This is a genomic window from Litchfieldella qijiaojingensis, from assembly GCF_014651875.1.
Lineage (GTDB): Bacteria > Pseudomonadota > Gammaproteobacteria > Pseudomonadales > Halomonadaceae > Litchfieldella > Litchfieldella qijiaojingensis.
Window position 1 is genome coordinate 89,266 of the sequence record NZ_BMXS01000006.1, and the last position, 14,578, is coordinate 103,843.

The 14,578-nt window shown below is 60.5% G+C and carries 17 protein-coding genes; 6 read left to right on the forward strand and 11 right to left on the reverse strand.

Annotation, left to right across the window (positions count from 1 at the left end):
* Positions 1–32: 32 nt before the first annotated feature.
* Entirely contained in the window at positions 33–923 is an 891-nt protein-coding gene (locus IE093_RS08195) for a LysR substrate-binding domain-containing protein (protein WP_189468016.1), read from the reverse strand.
* Between the two features lie 107 nt (positions 924–1,030).
* Between IE093_RS08195 and IE093_RS08200 the strand changes: the two genes are divergently transcribed.
* The 3 genes from IE093_RS08200 (at position 1,031) to IE093_RS08210 (ending at position 3,440) form a co-directional block, all read left to right on the forward strand.
* On the forward strand, positions 1,031–2,260 hold the full coding sequence (locus tag IE093_RS08200) for an MFS transporter (RefSeq protein ID WP_189468018.1): 1,230 nt from the start codon (positions 1,031–1,033) through the stop codon (positions 2,258–2,260).
* A 37-nt stretch (positions 2,261–2,297) separates the two neighbouring features.
* Entirely contained in the window at positions 2,298–2,756 is a 459-nt protein-coding gene (locus tag IE093_RS08205; RefSeq protein ID WP_189468020.1) for a cupin domain-containing protein, read from the forward strand.
* Positions 2,757–2,834: 78 nt separating this feature from the next.
* Positions 2,835–3,440 carry a rhomboid family intramembrane serine protease gene (locus IE093_RS08210; protein ID WP_189468022.1) on the forward strand — a complete coding sequence of 202 codons (606 nt, stop codon included), beginning with the start codon at positions 2,835–2,837 and terminating at the stop codon, positions 3,438–3,440.
* A gap of 53 nt (positions 3,441–3,493) precedes the next feature.
* Here IE093_RS08210 and IE093_RS08215 read toward each other — a convergent pair whose 3' ends face one another.
* From IE093_RS08215 to IE093_RS08235, 5 genes are all read right to left on the reverse strand, one after another.
* Positions 3,494–3,850, reverse strand: a complete 357-nt coding sequence (locus IE093_RS08215) for a DUF1428 domain-containing protein (protein ID WP_189468023.1) — start codon at positions 3,848–3,850, stop codon at positions 3,494–3,496.
* A 5-nt stretch (positions 3,851–3,855) separates the two neighbouring features.
* Positions 3,856–4,272 carry a YciI family protein gene (locus tag IE093_RS08220; protein ID WP_189468025.1) on the reverse strand — a complete coding sequence of 139 codons (417 nt, stop codon included), beginning with the start codon at positions 4,270–4,272 and terminating at the stop codon, positions 3,856–3,858.
* 2 nt (positions 4,273–4,274) lie between these two features.
* Positions 4,275–4,697 carry a VOC family protein gene (locus tag IE093_RS08225; RefSeq protein ID WP_189468027.1) on the reverse strand — a complete coding sequence of 141 codons (423 nt, stop codon included), beginning with the start codon at positions 4,695–4,697 and terminating at the stop codon, positions 4,275–4,277.
* 91 nt (positions 4,698–4,788) lie between these two features.
* Positions 4,789–5,430, reverse strand: a complete 642-nt coding sequence (locus IE093_RS08230) for a DUF899 family protein (RefSeq protein ID WP_189468029.1) — start codon at positions 5,428–5,430, stop codon at positions 4,789–4,791.
* A 90-nt stretch (positions 5,431–5,520) separates the two neighbouring features.
* The gene (locus tag IE093_RS08235; RefSeq protein WP_189468031.1) at positions 5,521–6,159 is read right to left on the reverse strand and encodes an NAD(P)-dependent oxidoreductase; all 639 of its coding nucleotides are present in this window, start codon (positions 6,157–6,159) and stop codon (positions 5,521–5,523) included.
* A gap of 127 nt (positions 6,160–6,286) precedes the next feature.
* On the opposite strand from IE093_RS08235, the gene IE093_RS08240 reads away from it, so the two are divergent.
* Positions 6,287–7,189 (forward strand): LysR family transcriptional regulator, encoded by a 903-nt coding sequence (locus IE093_RS08240; protein ID WP_189468033.1) that lies wholly within the window; start codon positions 6,287–6,289, stop codon positions 7,187–7,189.
* 13 nt (positions 7,190–7,202) lie between these two features.
* Here the strand turns inward: IE093_RS08240 and IE093_RS08245 are convergent, their stop codons facing one another.
* Both IE093_RS08245 and IE093_RS08250 read right to left on the reverse strand, forming a co-directional pair.
* Positions 7,203–7,934, reverse strand: a complete 732-nt coding sequence (locus IE093_RS08245; protein ID WP_189468035.1) for a DUF899 domain-containing protein — start codon at positions 7,932–7,934, stop codon at positions 7,203–7,205.
* 100 nt (positions 7,935–8,034) lie between these two features.
* On the reverse strand, positions 8,035–8,460 hold the full coding sequence (locus tag IE093_RS08250) for a VOC family protein (protein ID WP_189468037.1): 426 nt from the start codon (positions 8,458–8,460) through the stop codon (positions 8,035–8,037).
* A gap of 291 nt (positions 8,461–8,751) precedes the next feature.
* On the opposite strand from IE093_RS08250, the gene IE093_RS08255 reads away from it, so the two are divergent.
* Entirely contained in the window at positions 8,752–9,027 is a 276-nt protein-coding gene (locus IE093_RS08255) for a YrhK family protein (protein WP_189468039.1), read from the forward strand.
* On the opposite strand, the gene betA is transcribed toward IE093_RS08255, so the two are convergent.
* The 3 genes from betA to IE093_RS08270 all read right to left on the reverse strand — a co-directional run bounded on the left by betA (position 9,012) and on the right by IE093_RS08270 (position 13,538).
* Entirely contained in the window at positions 9,012–10,742 is a 1,731-nt protein-coding gene (gene betA, locus IE093_RS08260; protein ID WP_189468041.1) for a choline dehydrogenase, read from the reverse strand. The genes IE093_RS08255 and betA overlap by 16 nt on opposite strands.
* An 18-nt stretch (positions 10,743–10,760) precedes the next feature.
* Entirely contained in the window at positions 10,761–12,839 is a 2,079-nt protein-coding gene (betT, locus tag IE093_RS08265) for a choline BCCT transporter BetT (RefSeq protein WP_189468043.1), read from the reverse strand.
* A 372-nt stretch (positions 12,840–13,211) separates the two neighbouring features.
* Entirely contained in the window at positions 13,212–13,538 is a 327-nt protein-coding gene (locus IE093_RS08270) for a rhodanese-like domain-containing protein (RefSeq protein WP_189468045.1), read from the reverse strand.
* Between the two features lie 126 nt (positions 13,539–13,664).
* On the opposite strand from IE093_RS08270, the gene IE093_RS08275 reads away from it, so the two are divergent.
* Entirely contained in the window at positions 13,665–14,561 is an 897-nt protein-coding gene (locus IE093_RS08275; RefSeq protein ID WP_189468047.1) for a LysR family transcriptional regulator, read from the forward strand.
* The last annotated feature ends 17 nt before the right edge of the window (positions 14,562–14,578 follow it).

A 14,578-nucleotide genomic window follows, 5' to 3' on the forward strand; every position in this document is an offset into this window, starting at 1 on the left:
GCCATGCTCGTGCTTGAGTGTGCTGCAGCTGTTCAAGGGAGCGCCAGGCTTGGGTCACGAAATGTCTCGATGATCCAGCGCTTGACGGTGCAGGCGGCAGGACTGAGCAGTGGCTTTCTGGCATGGGCCAGATAGATATGCCGCCGGGCGGGTAGTGAGGCATCGAATGGTACCACCAATCGTCCGCTCTCCAGGGCCTGACGGCTGAGGAGGGAGTCGCCCAGGGCGATACCGAGGCCGTTTTCTGCCGATTGGTGGGCGAGCAGGGCCTGATCGACATGCAATCGGTGGGTATCGGAAAGCTTCAGATCATGGGCTTGGATCAGGCGTGGCCAGTCCTGGTGCAGGATGTCGTTGATCAGGGTGACACCGTGCAAGTGACCATGAACAAGGTCTGGGTGAGCAGCCAGGTAGGCCGGGCTGCATACCGGAAATATATGGAGTTGGGTCAGCAGGGTGCAGTCGAGCTGATCGTCGGCTCGGGGCAGATAGCGAATCGCCAGGTCGTTGCCGGCCTCTTGTAGCGAGTAGAGCAGCGACGAGGCATTCAATCGTAGTTCGATATTCGGATGGCGGGAACGGAAGGCGGGCAAGGCCGGGCCGAGAAACAGCAGGGCGAAGGCGGGTGGCAGGGACAGGCGTACCACCTTGAGACGGTCCAACTGTTGCATCGACTGGCTGACACCAATCAGTTCCTCCATCAGCGGAGCAATACGTCGATAGTAAGCGTTGCCTGCCTCGGTAAGCACGATGGAGCGAGCGCGTCGCTCGAATAGTGTCATCCCCAGCCAATTCTCCAGGCTCTTGATCTGCTGGCTAATCGCCCCGGGGGTAACGGCGGCCTCGTCAGCCGCTTTCTTGAAGCTGAGGTGCTGCGCGGCAAGGCAGAAGCACTGGATGGCTTTGAGGGGTGGTTGGCTCATGGGCGAGATTTTCTATTGCATGAGAACGTAATAACTCGTTTGTCGGTTTATCAGAAAACATCGAGGATGGCGACTATTGACCAATTTTGGCCACTGGAGTCGCCGTCATGCGTTCTGATCGCCTGCCTGCTACCACTTGGTGGTTGATCCTGTGTGGCTCATTGCTGCTCATGCTTTCGTTCGGTCTTCGCTCCAGTTTCGGGTTGTTCGTGCAGCCTCTCAACGAGACCAACGGCTGGGGGCGCGACATCATCGGCCTGGCCTTGGCGATCCAGAACCTGAGCTGGGGCGTGATTGCGGTATTGGCCGGTGGGTTGGCCGACCGCGTGGGTACGGTGCGTGTCCTCATCGGAGGGGCTGTGCTTTATGCCCTAGGCATGTGGCTGACCGCGGACGTGGATCAGGTCTGGGTGCTGCATGGCGGTGCCGGGCTGTTGGTCGGTGCCGGCGTGGCGGGTACGGCGTTTGGCATCGTGTTGCCGGCGATGGCACGGGTGGTGGACGAGTCCCGGCGCCAATGGGTGTTGGGGATCGGAACGGCAGCGGGATCCATGGGCCAGTTCCTGCTGGCGCCGGTGGTGCAGGGGCTGATCGACTGGCTGGGATGGAGTGGCGCGCTCAATGCCATGGCGCTGATGAGCTTGATGATGGCGCTGCTGGCCATGCCGCTGGCTGCATCGGACAAGGGCCCGGGTGGCGCCGCGCAGAGTGTTACGCCTGGAGAATTTGCCGCGACGCTCAAGCTGGCGCGTGGCCACGTCTCCTACTGGCTGCTGACCGCTGGCTTCTTCGTCTGTGGCTTCCACCTCGCCTTCATCACCGTGCATATGCCGGCCTTCCTGGTCGATGCCGGCTTCGATGCCAAGGTCGGCGCCTGGTCGATCAGCCTAATCGGGCTGTGCAACGTGGTGGGCGCCTTCATGGCAGGGGTGATTTCCGGGCGAGTCTCCAAGCGCCTGGTGCTGATCGCAATCTATGGCGGGCGTGCCGTGGCCATCACGCTGTTCATGTTGTTGCCGCTGAGCTTGACCAGCGTGCTGGCGTTCAGCTGTGCGATGGGTTTCCTGTGGCTGGCCACCGTACCGCCGACCACCGGTCTGGTGGCGACCATGTTCGGCACTCGCTACATGGCCACACTGTATGGCGTGGTATTCCTCAGCCACCAGATTGGCAGCTTCACTGGTGTGTGGCTGGGTGGCTGGCTCTACGAGACGACCGGCACGTATGATGTGGTGTGGTGGAGCGGCGTGGTGCTGAGCCTGGTGACCATGGCGCTGCACTGGCCGATTCGTGAGACAGCCGCCTTGGACGAGCCGAAGGCGGCCGTCGCCACCTGAGTTAGCCTACACATTGGCGTGGTTCTGGAGAGACCTCATGCTTCTATCGGCGCAAGCCATCGCTGCCATGGTGGGTGAGAGGAAGGTGCATTTCCTCAACCCTCAGGCCGTCCGGCTCAACAAGTCGTTGGGCGATGCGGTGGGAATGAAGAACCTCGGTGTGCACCTGATCACCGTCGAGCCCGGTCACTTCTCGACCGAGTTTCACGTACACCACTACGAGGAGGAGGCCATCTACGTCCTCGCCGGGCAGGCAAGTTTGACTCTGGGCGAAGAGACGCACCATATCGGACCGGGCGATTTCATCGGTTGCCCGATCAACGGCGTTGCCCATGAGATGTTCAACGACGGCGACGAGCCCTTGGTGTGTCTGGTAGTTGGCCAGCGGCTAGCCCAGGACGTGACCGACTACCCGCGTCAGCGGAAGAGACTGTATCGAAATAGCGGCGAGTGGAACGTCGTGGATCATGACGATATTGAATCATTCAAGCGCTGATAGAGGCTCTTGCTCACCTATCCATGGAGGGGTTATGGAAATTCGATCCTATCGACCGGGCGATGAAGAGCCGCGCCGATGAGCATCACCCTTGTCCTGATCGCTATCACCGTCGTCATCTCCCTGCTAGCCTGGCAACAGCCGCGCCTGCTCGATGCCCTGATTTTCTGGCCGCCCGGGGTGGCGAAGGGCCAGTGGTGGCGTCTGCTCAGCCATGGTTTCATTCATGCCGATGGCGCCCACTTGCTGTTCAACATGGTCACCCTGTATTTCTTCGGTACGGTGATGGAACGAGTGTTGACGCCACGAATCGGCTCGATGGGATTCGTATTCTTCTATCTGGCCGGTATCCTGATCGCGATCCTGCCTAGCCATTTTCGCCACCGGCGCGATGCCAACTACCGTAGTCTGGGAGCTTCCGGCGCGGTCGCCGCCATGCTGTTCGCCTATATCCTGCTGCAGCCCTGGTCGCTGCTGTTGGTGTTCTTCGTACCGGTTCCGGCTATCGTGTTCGCGGCTGCCTATGTGGCCTACTCGATCTGGGCACAACGGCGTGGGAGCGACAACATCAATCACAGCGCACACCTGTGGGGCGGAGCCTGGGGCGTGGTATTCCTTGTTTGGCTCGAACCGAGGCTAGTAGCGCGGTTCATGAACGAATTGCTGGCACCCTTGGGCACGTGACAAGGCCGCGGTGCCCCGGTGCCAGCAAAACCAGCTTCGTTGCCATTCCAAGGCTAGAGGTCGATCATCACCTCAAACCCGCCCCAAAACATGCGCTTGGCATCGAAGGGCATCGTCTTCGGGTCCATGTCGGCGATACGTGGATCTTTCATGACTTGCTCGTTGACGCGATCGCGATGCTCACGCGACTCATACACGATGTAGGAGAACACCACCGTTTCGTCGTCCTTGAGGTTAACGCTTTGCGGGAAAGAGGTGACCTGGCCAGGCTGCACGTCGTCGGCCAGGCATTCGACGACCTTGAGTGCGCCATACTCGCGCCAGATCTCGCCTGCTTCCTGGGCCAGGCGGCGATAGGCTTCCACATTCTCCCTGGGAACCGGCAGGACGAAGCTGTCGATGTAGTTCATAACGTTCATTCCTCCCTAAGCGTTCCCATGTCACGAAAGCGCTCGATCGACTCGCTGGGGCCGAAATCCTCCAGTTCGAACAGTTGGCGCACTTCGATCTCGGCTTTTCCGCCATCGACGGCGGGATTGGGGAAGCGTTTCGTCCACTCGAGCGCTTCTTCTCGTGACTGCACCTGAATGAGGGTGTAGCCGGCGATCAGCTCCTTGGTTTCGACGAAGGGGCCGTCGGTCACGCTATGCTTATCGCCGTCGTAGTGGATACGCCAGCCCTTGGAACTGGGCTGAAGGCCCGAGGCATCGAGCAGGAGGCCGGCTTTGGCCAACTCCTCATGATAATCAGCCATCGCCGCGATCAGCTTGTCCTCGGGCATCACACCCGCTTCCGAGTCCAGGGTGGCCTTGACCAGAATCATGAAACGCATCGTTACTCCTCCTTCTCGCAGTTGATCATCCATGGCACGCCATATTGATCGGTCAGCATGCCGAAGCGCTTGGCCCAGAAGGTTTCCTCGAGCGGCATCTGCACCGTGCCGTTGTCCGCCAAGGCCTGGAAGATGCGTTCGGCTTCCTCCGGGGTGTCGATATTGAGCGTAATGTGGGCACCCTTGATGGCTTCGAATGGGACAGGACAATCGGGCGTCACATCGGAGCCCATCACCCATTGGCCGTCCACTTCCAGCCGGGCATGCATGATCTTGTCGCGGTGTTCCGGCGGCGTTTGCATGCAGTCTTCCGGGGCTTCCGCATAGGTGTGCATCGCCACGATGTTGCCGCGGAGACAGCGTGCGTAGAATTGGAAGGCGGTCTTGCAGTCACCTTTGAAGGTGAGATAGGTGCTCAGGCGCATGGTGTTGTCCTCCGAGTTGGTTTCCACACACTAGTCGAATGGCATCGCGTCAGTTCGACAGGGCGATGGATTCTTTTGGCCAGAGGTTTTGCTAGCCATAGGTTGGCCGCTGGGGCCACCCCGGCGGTGAATCCTCGAAGTCCTCCTGGCGGCCGTATGGCGTGCGGTCGAGAAGAGCATAGGCGTCGGTGAGGCTTTCGCAGCCGCGGGCGTAGGTCGAGTAGGTGTGGAAGACCTCGTCTCCGAGGCGGAAGAACACGCTCAGGCCGTGGCATTCGCCCGACATGAAGTGTGGCTCGTCGCTGCGCTGCTTAAGTTCCGCCTTGCTGCAATAGTTGTATTCGGGAAGGGCAACGCTCTCGTCGAGGGTGACGTGGAAGTCGTAGTTGAAATCGCTGCCGTGGGACGAGACCCAGGGCCAGCGCCAGCCTTGCTGGGCCTTGTAGGCCTCGAGCTTGGCCAGCGGCGCGCGGGAGACGAGCGCGAAACTGGTATCGCGATCATGCAGTAGCGAGAGATCGCCCAGGGCGTTCACGAAGCCCGTGCAGCCGCTGCAGCCGTTGTCCCACTCCGGGTCGAACATGAAGTGGTAGACGGTGAGCCGGCGACGCTCGGCACTCACCGCATCCATCTGATGGGTCAGGGCCTTCTCTTTCGTCAGCAGCCGCTTGCGAGCCTCGAGCCAAGTGTCGCGAGGGGCAATCTCGGGATGTGCCACTTCGTTGTGTGCCATGACGATATCTCCTGTTGCCATCGTTGCAGGAGATAGTCGTTCGGGGCATTCGAGAATCGACAGTGGCCGCGATATCGAGATGTGGACGTGTTAGTACGCCACGCAGAAACGTTGGTTGCGATGTCGTGGCTCTTCCACCTCGTCGAGCATGGCCACAGCGTAGTCCTGCACCGAGATGAGGCTATTGCCCTCGGCGTCGGTGAGCAGTTGGTCGCTGCCAAGCCGGAAGTTACCGGTGCGCTCGCCGGGGAATATTTCGGCAGCGGGGGAGAGAAAGGTCCAGGTTTGAGCATCCTGATCGCGCAGTCGCTCCAGGGCCGCCTTGGCACCTTCGGCGGAAGTCTTGTATTCAGCGGGGAAATCGGGCGTATCGATCAGCAACTGGCCGGGAGCCACTTCCAGCGAACCGGCACCACCGACGACCAACAGGCGTTCGACACCGGCGGCCATAGTGGCGGCAAGGATCGAATCGAACCCTTGGACATAATAGCCGCGAACGTCCTGCTGGGCGTGACCGCTGAAGGCACTGAGCACCACGTCGGCCTCACGCAACTGTTCCGTGAGTGCCTGGGTATCGAGAACGTCGCTTTTCTCGACCGTCAGGTTGGGGCGTGCTTCGATGCGCTCCGGCCGGGTCACCAGTGCCTTGACCTGGTGGCCGCGTTGCAGGGCTTCGTCGCGTAGTGCCGAGCCAATGAAACCGCTGGCACCGATAAGTGCAATCTTCATGGGTCCCTCTCCTCGAAAGATAAGTAATGGCAACGATGGTGCGGCTATTGTCATGTCGAACATTGATGTGAAAAATAGCCCAATCGATAATTTACTGTTGTTTTTTCAATAACAATCAGGAGTTGGCATGGCCAATAACGATGGCCTGGATCTCAATGGGTTGCCGATCTTCGTCGCCCTGGTGGAGGCGGGCAGCTTTACCGCCGCGGCGGAGCGGCTGGGATGCACCAAGACCCGGGTGAGTCTGCAGATTCGTCAATTGGAAGAGCGGCTGGGAGTTGCGTTGTTCCATCGCACCACTCGCCGGGTCAACCTGACCGAGGCGGGCGAAGCCTTCTATCGTGAGTGTCGCCCCTTGCTGGATGGATTGGGTCAAGCGGTGAGCGCGGTGGAGTCGCATCGGCATTCCTTGAAAGGGGAATTGCGCATCACGGCACCAGAGGGTTATGCGGCGCAGGTCATAGGCTCGGCGGTGGTGAAGTTCAGTGCGGAACATCCCGAGCTTGCCATCGAACTGCGTAGCGACGACCGGGTGAGTGACATGGTCAAGGAAGGCATTGACCTGGCGATTCGGGCGGGTTGGTTGAGGGATTCTTCGCTGCGCTCCAGCCGGCTTGGCAGTTTTCGCCAGTATGTGGTGACCTCGCCCATCTATCTCAAAAGACACGGTATCCCCCAGCAGCCGGAGGAACTCGCTCACCTCGACTGGGTCGCCTTCACGCGACTGCCTTCGCCGTTGACCTGGACCTTCCGCAAGGAGCACGAAGAGCGCAAGGTTCAGATGCATGCACGCTTGAAAGCCAACTCCGCCGGGGCATTGAGCACGCTGCTCGCCGCCGGTGCTGGTGTCTCGGTGCTGGCGGACATCCCCGCCGACGCGGAGATCCGCGCCGGCAGACTGGTGAGAATACTGGAGGATTGGTCGCTGCCGGAGGGCGGTGTGCATGCCGTCTACCCACCGGGACGTCATGTGCCCGCCAAGGTAAGGGCCTTTGTGAACTTCCTCCGTCAGTACCTCGAGACTCGCTGACTACCCTTTCGGATTATCTTGCCTCTTCGTATTCGTCGTGGCGTTTCACCCAATCCATCAGGTTGTGGTGGGGCCCCGTCTCGTTGCGACCTTTCGGCGTCATGTCGAGCAGCATGTAGGTGCTGTCGACGAGTTCGTCGCCACGGCCGTAGGTCGAATAGGTGTGGAAAACATCGCCGTTGGCGTCCTGGTAGAACACGCTGAGACCGGATAGATCCTCGATCGAGACATCGGTCGTCGTATAGTTGTAGTAGACCGGCCCCTTGGCGATCTCCTCGGGCCTGAACGAAACATGGAAGTCGTAGTTGAAATCGCTGTCGTGCGAGGAGACCCACTTCACGCGCCAGCCCATGCGCTTGCGGTAAGTCTCGATCTCGGCGAGCGGCGCCCGCGAGACCCGCACCAGGCTCACGTCATGGTGCTCGAGATGCACCAATGTGCCTTCGATGTGATCGGCCGAGAAGGAGCAGCCGACGCAACCCGCGTCCCAGCCTGGCCCGAACATGAAGTGGTGGACGATCAACTGGCTGCGCCCGTCGAACAGCTCGGCGAGCGTCTTGCGGCCTTCGAGCGTATCGAAGACGTATTCCTTCTCGACTTTCACCCACGGCAAGGCACGGCGCTTGGCGTTCAGGTCATCGCGCAAGCGGGTCAACTCTTTTTCCCTTGTCAGTAGCTCCTTGCGGGCGGCAAGCCATTCGTCGCGGGATACGACGCGTCGGGATATTTCATCGTGCGGTGACATAAGGATTACTCCTATTGCTGTCGTTGCACGAGTTAGTCGTTCGCGGAAGTGGGGATTCGACAGTGGGTCGAGCAAATTCAGCTATGATCCATCGCTTGCGTCAGCCCACACTTGGGTGCGCAGTGCTGGCGATCTCGTCGTAGCCGTGCCCGACAAACTGCACGAAGCAGAAGCCGTGGCCGAAAGGGTCGGCCATTAGCGCCAGCTTGCCCCACTCATGAGTGGTGACAGGCTGCTCCAACTTAGCGCCAGCAGAGACTGCCGTCTCCACGGCCGCATCAATGTCTTCGACCACGAAATCCAAATGGATCGGTGTCCAGTGCCGGCCGTAATGACGATGCTGTTCATCGTTCTCCCAGGCGGGAGTGCCGGCGCGCTTGGCCAGCAGGTAGAGCGGCGCCGGGCCGCCGAGCAATTCCACGCCATCGTCGCCGAATCGACGGCCGACCTTGAGTCCGAAGGCGGTGGTGTAGAACCCGATGGCACGTTCGAGATCGTCCACATCGAGATTGACGAGGAAGTCCATGACGGCGCTCCTGCTTCGTCGGTCAGGCAAGATCCGTGTATCCGGTGTAAGGGAAACGCTGAATAAATAGGCGAGCAGCTTCAAGCACAAGGCGCCCGGAGCGCAGCAACCGGAGCATATGGGGTATATGTGAGGCTTGCGAGCACCGCGTAACGCAGTGATTGGGCTGCGCAGGCCTTTATTCAGTGCTTCCTAAGTGTAAGAGGGAACTTATCACCGCGTGAGGGTCAAGATGCATGGGAACTGACTAATGTGAATGCTGCTCAAGTACTTTGGAATAGGAGATATGCCGTGTCTGATACTCGAGCCGATAATCCGCTTACCCTGCATTTCGGTCGGGAGGAACTGGTGATCCGGCGCCGCTATGAGACGCTCAGCATCGCCAATGACTTCCTGATCGCCATCTGGTTTCTGGCCGGTAGCATCCTGTTTCTCTATCCCAGCATGGAGAGAGTTGCCGTATGGCTATTCATCATCGGTAGCTTCCAGTTCCTGGTTCGTCCCACCATTCGCCTGGCCAGCCACATCCATCTCCAGCGAGTGCCGCCGAGTCATTGGGAGAGTTGAGACACATCAAACGAAGCGAAGCGTTCGCGCTCGGGCGTGCCTTCACGCTGCTTGTCTTGCCACTTCGCCGCGATGAACACTGGTGCCTCGGAGGGCGGCAGTGGTTCCTTGCCTAGAATATGGTCGGCGGCCTTCTCGGCGATCATGATGGTCGGGGCGTTGATGTTGCCATTGGTGACGCTGGGCATGATCGAAGAGTCGACCACGCGCAGGTTGTCGATGCCATGCACGCGGCACTCGGAGTCGACCACCGCCATCGGGTCGCTGCCCATGCGACAACTGCCGCAGGGGTGGTAGGCGGTCTCGGCCGTTTCAGCTACCCAGGCGTCGATCTGGGCATTGCTCTGGACGCCTTCGCCGGGGGAGATCTCCTCGCCGCGGTAGGCATCGAAGGCAGGTTGGGCGAATATCTCGCGGGTCAGGCGCAGAGCGGTGCGGTAGTCTTGCCTGTCCTCTTCTTCTTGCAGGTAATTGAAGAAGATTTCCGGCGGAGCGGCCGGGTCGCTGGACTTGAGACGCACCCAGCCGCGGCTCTTGGGCTTGTTGGCGCCCAGGTGTACCTGGAATCCGTGCCCCTTGACTGCGCTGGAACCATCGTAGGCGATGGCCCCGGCTAGGAAGTGGTATTGCAGGTCGGGGTACTTGAGCCCGGCACGGCTGCGGATATAGGCATTGGATTCGAAATGGTTGCTGGCGCCCAAACCGCTCTTGAAGAAGAACCAGCGGGCGCCGATCCACAGTCGCGCCAGGGGGTTGAGCCAGCCGTTGAGGGTGATTTTCTGAGTACAGGCCCGCTGGACCCAGACTTCCAGATGGTCATGGAGGTTCTGCCCCACGCCGGGCAGGTCATGGACCACCTCGATGCCATGATGCTTGAGGTGCTCGGCGGGGCCGATGCCGGAGAGCATCAACAGCTTGGGTGAGTTGAAGGCACTGGCGGCAAGGATGACCTCGCGCTTGGCTCGTACGCGTACGACCTTACCGTGCTGACGATACTCGACTCCCACTGCGTGTACCCCATCCATTAGGACGCGAGTGGTCAGGGCATGCATCTCGAGCCTGAGATTGGCGCGCTTCAGCGCTGGCTTGAGATAGGCATTGGCGGTGGAGCAGCGCACCCCGTCACGCACGGTCATGTCCATGCGGCAGAACCCTTCCTGGCGACAGCCATTGTAGTCCTGGCTTTCCCCGTAGCCTGCCTGGCGCCCAGCCTCGATGAAGGCGCGATAGAGCGGGTTCTTCATGTTGTTACCGTTGCACACCCCCAACGGGCCGCCGATGGCGCGATACTCGTCAGCGCCGTAGATGCAGTCCTCGGCGCGCTTGAAGTAGGGCAATACCTCAGCATAGCTCCAGCCCTTGGCGCCGAGTTCGACCCACTCGTCGAAATCGCCGGCGCAGCCGCGCACGTAAGCCATGCCGTTGATCGACGACGAGCCGCCGATCACCTTACCTCGCGCTTGGTGGATGCGGCGCCCCTTCAGGCCCGGCTCCGGCTCGGTGTACAGTCCCCAGTCGAAACGCGGCATGTTCAGTGGGATGGAGAAGGCGGTGGGCATCTGGATGTAGATCGACTTGTCCTTGCCGCCGAATTCCACCACCAGCACCTGGTGGTTGCCGTCGGCACTCAGCCGGTCGGCCAGCACCGAGCCGGCCGACCCGGCACCGACGATGATGTAATCGACGGACTGGTCGAAGACCTCCTGGTCGCTCATGACGTCCCTCCTTGTGCGTCAGCGTCCCGCTGTGGTTGGATCATCCGGCATGATGGCTTCGGCGCCAGGCAATTCCCGCTGGCTATGCAGGAAGAACAGGTGTCGCTCGTATTGGTCGAGGATATCGGCGATCAGTTGCTCCTTGGAGTAACCGTAGACGTCATAGCCCTGGCCTCCCTCGCCGATGTGCACCTGCAGACGGTAGTAATGGGTGCCAGCGCGCGTGGCGCGGATGGAGAAGGCGGGCATGGCGCACTGGTGTGGCCATATCTGATAAGTGAAGTCCTGCTCGCCACCCAGGCTCACGTTCAGTGCCAGGTGTTCGTCCTTGCCTCTGCCCTCGACGATCTCCACCGGGAAACCCTTCTCGGAAAGTACCTCGCGAATCTCCTCCATGGCGGGTCTGCCCACTTCGGCGAGGAAGCGTCGCGCCTGTTCATGGCTGGGGAAACTTACGGCACGGGTCAGGCGCTGGCGCCAGTGATGGCCGACACCCTCGCCGGGCATGGTACGACCGGATAGGTGGCCGGCCATGCTGGCACGCAGGCTGTCTTCCTTGAGCCCTTCGACCTTCAAGGCCTTGAACAACCCAAGCATCATCAGGAACAGCACGAGTGCAAAAGGTAGGCCCATGATCACCACGGCACTCTGCAAGGCACCCAGGCCGCCGGCCATCAGCAGCGCCAGAGTCAGCACGCCGATGATCGCGGCCCACAGGATACGCATCCAGGAAGGGGCGTCATGGTTGGGGTCGGTGAGTACCGAGGTCAGGTTGGAGAGCACCAATGAACCGGAGTCGCCCGAGGTGACGAAGAACACGATGGCGAGGATGGTCGTCACCACCGTGGTCAGCCCGACCCAAGGGTAGCTTTGCAGGAACAGGTAGATGGCCGAGCCGGGGTTGTTCATGGCCTGCTCGCCAAAATTGACGACACCGGCATCGTTCATCACCAGGTCGATGGCGCTGTTTCCCATGATCGACATCCACGCCATCATGAAGGACAACGGCAGGATCAGGGTGCCGGCAACGAATTGACGGATGGTGCGGCCCCGCGAGATGCGCGCCAGGAACAGCCCCACGAAGGGTCCCCAGGCGATCCACCAGGCCCAGAAGAATACCGTCCAGGCATTCAGCCAGTCGGTGGGTGGGGCAAAGGCATAGGTATTGAACGACAGGCTGATGAAGCGGCCCAGATAGTCACCGACATTCAGCACCAGCGCATTGAGCAGGAACAGCGTCTTGCCGCTGAACAAGATGAACAGCATCAGCAACAGTGCCAGCAACATGTTGAACTCGGACAGCCGGCGGATGCCCTTGTCGACCCCGGTTACTGCGGAAATGGCGGAGAACACCACGATCAGGATGGCCAACGCCGCCTGGGTGATCGTGCTCTCCGGGATGCCGAACATGTAATTGAGGCCGAAATTGAGCTGAATGATGCCGATACCCAGGCTGGTGGCGATGCCGAACACCGTGCCCAGCACCGCGGCGATGTCCACGCCGTGGCCGATGGGGCCACGAATTCGTCTGCCGAAGATCGGATAGAGTGCGGAGCGGATGGTCAGTGGCAGGCCGTGTCGATAACTGAAGAAAGCCAGCGACATGCCGACCAGGGTGTAGATGCCCCAGCCGGACAGGCCCCAATGCAGGAAGGTCAGCTCCATGGCGTGGCGCGCGGCTTCGGCGGTGCCGGGGTCACCCTGTGGTGGTGCCAGGAACTGAGTGACCGGTTCGGCGATACAGAAGAACAGCAGGTCGATACCGATGCCGGCGGAGAATAGCATGGCCGCCCAGGTGATCATGTTGAAATCGGGAGTGGAGTGGGCCGGACCGAGACGCAGCTTGCCGTAGCGCGACAGGCCGATACAGATGACGAAGACCAGGTAGACCACCACGGCAACGAAATAGAACCAGCCGAAAGTGTCCGAGATCCATGCCAGGACCGCATTGATCACGTGGCTGGCCAAGGACGTGAATGTCATGGTCCACAGGGCGAAGGCTACGATGCCGATGGTCGAGCCATAGAAGACCACTGGGTTGATGCGGTCGCGCGGCTGCTCTGGCGGCTTCTGTGAGGTAACGGATTCGTTCGCCATATCCCCCTCCTTCGGAATGGATCGGTGCCAGCCGAGGCCGCACAGCATCTCGATGACCTGCAACGGTCATTTCGACTGCTGCATGAGCAGGCAAAGGCGACATCGATTTTGCGCATCCTATCGTTACCGCACGTCACCCGATGAGACCGGGGAGGGTGACATGCCTTTGTGGTATAGAGGGCGAACGACAAACTTGTCCAGTGTCAAAGTTTGTCCGAAAAGTGCCAGCACTAGCGGACTTATCAAACAGAAACTATCGGCTTTTACGGCTAACGGGTGGGTTTCAGCATATTTCCGGTAGGGAGGCACGTCGAAATGAAAAGGGCCCGCCGGATCGAAAGAACGGCGAGCCCTTGGAGCTTCAAGCAGCGGTCAGGCTGTTGCCACGGGTAACTGGGCCGTTTCCCACTCCGCCTTGCCGCCCTTGAAGACGGCAACGTTGGTATAGCCCAAGGCGGTAAGCTGGTTGGCTACCATGTCCGAGTTCTGGCAGGTCGCGCTGGCGCAGTAAACCACAATCTCGGCATGTTTGTCCGGCAACAGTTCGGGCGCGCGCTGCTTGACCTGGTCGTGGTTGATGTTGACGGCATTCGGCAGGTGCCATTGCCGGAAATATTTCTCCGGCAGTGCCTCTACCAGGGTTGGGCGCTCCCGACCGTCGAGGCGGGCGGCAAGATCTTCACGGCTGATGGTCTTCATGGTTCATGCTCCTATTTGCCTTGCCTGTAAATCCGTTGCCTCGGCAACGTGATAACCAGCGTAGAGTTTGCGATCGGGCAATGAAATCAGCAAAATTTGCAATAGTTCATTGCAAAGGTGCAAGACATGCACTTTGACTGGGATGACCTTCGCCTTTTCCTGGCGATTGCCCGTGCCGGCACCCTGGCGGGTGCGGCGAGAACGCTTGGTGTCAACCACTCGACCGTATTCCGTCGGCTCAACGCCATGGAGTCCGGCTTGCAGGCGCGGTTGTTCGAACGACTGCCGGAAGGCTATGTGCCGACCTCGGCCGGCGAGGCGTTGTGGCTACGCGCCGAACGCGTGGAGGAAGAGGCCCAAGCGATCGAGCGGGAATTGAGCGGTCGGGACGTACGGCTGTCGGGTCGGGTGCGGCTCACCACCACCGACACGCTGGCCAATGGCTTTCTGGCGCCGGTGTTCCAGGGCTTCTGCGAGTGCTATCCAGGCATCGAGTTGGAGTTGTTGATCGTCAGCGCCTTTCTGGATCTTGCGCGACGCGAGGCGGACGTCGCCATTCGCCCAACGCAGGCTCCGCCGGAGAACCTGATCGGGCGCAAACTGGGCGCTATCCGTTGGGGAATCTACGGCGCTCGCGACTATCTGCGCCAACGTCCTCCGCTCACCGATCTGAACCGGCCCGAGGGTCATCGCTTCATTGGTGGCAACGAGCTGATCGGACACCTCGCCAGCACCCGATGGCTGAACGAGCGGGTGTCGGCAGACGTTTTCGCGTTACGAACCAACAGCATCGTGGCGGCCATGGGAGCCGCCCGCGCGGGGACCGGACTTGCGGCATTGCCGCACTATATGGCTCGGCAGGAGCCCGAGCTGGAATGCGTGCTGGCGATTGGCCCGGAGGTGGCGACCGATCTGTGGCTGCTGGTGCACCCGGATCTGCGCCACAGCGCCCGTGTTCGTGCCTTCATGACGTATGCGGTCGAAGCGGTGAGGCAGCGTCAGGCCGAATTGGAAGGTGGGTAGTCAAAGCATTCGAGCCT

Bases quoted from the DNA above. Each gene is read 5' to 3' on its own strand.
- IE093_RS08195 (WP_189468016.1), bottom strand. From the start codon at position 923: ATGAGCCAACCACCCCTCAAAGCCATCCAGTGCTTCTGCCTTGCCGCG.
- IE093_RS08200 (WP_189468018.1), top strand. From the start codon at position 1,031: ATGCGTTCTGATCGCCTGCCTGCTACCACTTGGTGGTTGATCCTGTGT.
- IE093_RS08205 (WP_189468020.1), top strand. From the start codon at position 2,298: ATGCTTCTATCGGCGCAAGCCATCGCTGCCATGGTGGGTGAGAGGAAG.
- IE093_RS08210 (WP_189468022.1), top strand. From the start codon at position 2,835: ATGAGCATCACCCTTGTCCTGATCGCTATCACCGTCGTCATCTCCCTG.
- IE093_RS08215 (WP_189468023.1), bottom strand. From the start codon at position 3,850: ATGAACTACATCGACAGCTTCGTCCTGCCGGTTCCCAGGGAGAATGTG.
- IE093_RS08220 (WP_189468025.1), bottom strand. From the start codon at position 4,272: ATGCGTTTCATGATTCTGGTCAAGGCCACCCTGGACTCGGAAGCGGGT.
- IE093_RS08225 (WP_189468027.1), bottom strand. From the start codon at position 4,697: ATGCGCCTGAGCACCTATCTCACCTTCAAAGGTGACTGCAAGACCGCC.
- IE093_RS08230 (WP_189468029.1), bottom strand. From the start codon at position 5,430: ATGGCACACAACGAAGTGGCACATCCCGAGATTGCCCCTCGCGACACT.
- IE093_RS08235 (WP_189468031.1), bottom strand. From the start codon at position 6,159: ATGAAGATTGCACTTATCGGTGCCAGCGGTTTCATTGGCTCGGCACTA.
- IE093_RS08240 (WP_189468033.1), top strand. From the start codon at position 6,287: ATGGCCAATAACGATGGCCTGGATCTCAATGGGTTGCCGATCTTCGTC.
- IE093_RS08245 (WP_189468035.1), bottom strand. From the start codon at position 7,934: ATGTCACCGCACGATGAAATATCCCGACGCGTCGTATCCCGCGACGAA.
- IE093_RS08250 (WP_189468037.1), bottom strand. From the start codon at position 8,460: ATGGACTTCCTCGTCAATCTCGATGTGGACGATCTCGAACGTGCCATC.
- betA (WP_189468041.1), bottom strand. From the start codon at position 10,742: ATGAGCGACCAGGAGGTCTTCGACCAGTCCGTCGATTACATCATCGTC.
- betT (WP_189468043.1), bottom strand. From the start codon at position 12,839: ATGGCGAACGAATCCGTTACCTCACAGAAGCCGCCAGAGCAGCCGCGC.
- IE093_RS08270 (WP_189468045.1), bottom strand. From the start codon at position 13,538: ATGAAGACCATCAGCCGTGAAGATCTTGCCGCCCGCCTCGACGGTCGG.
- IE093_RS08275 (WP_189468047.1), top strand. From the start codon at position 13,665: ATGCACTTTGACTGGGATGACCTTCGCCTTTTCCTGGCGATTGCCCGT.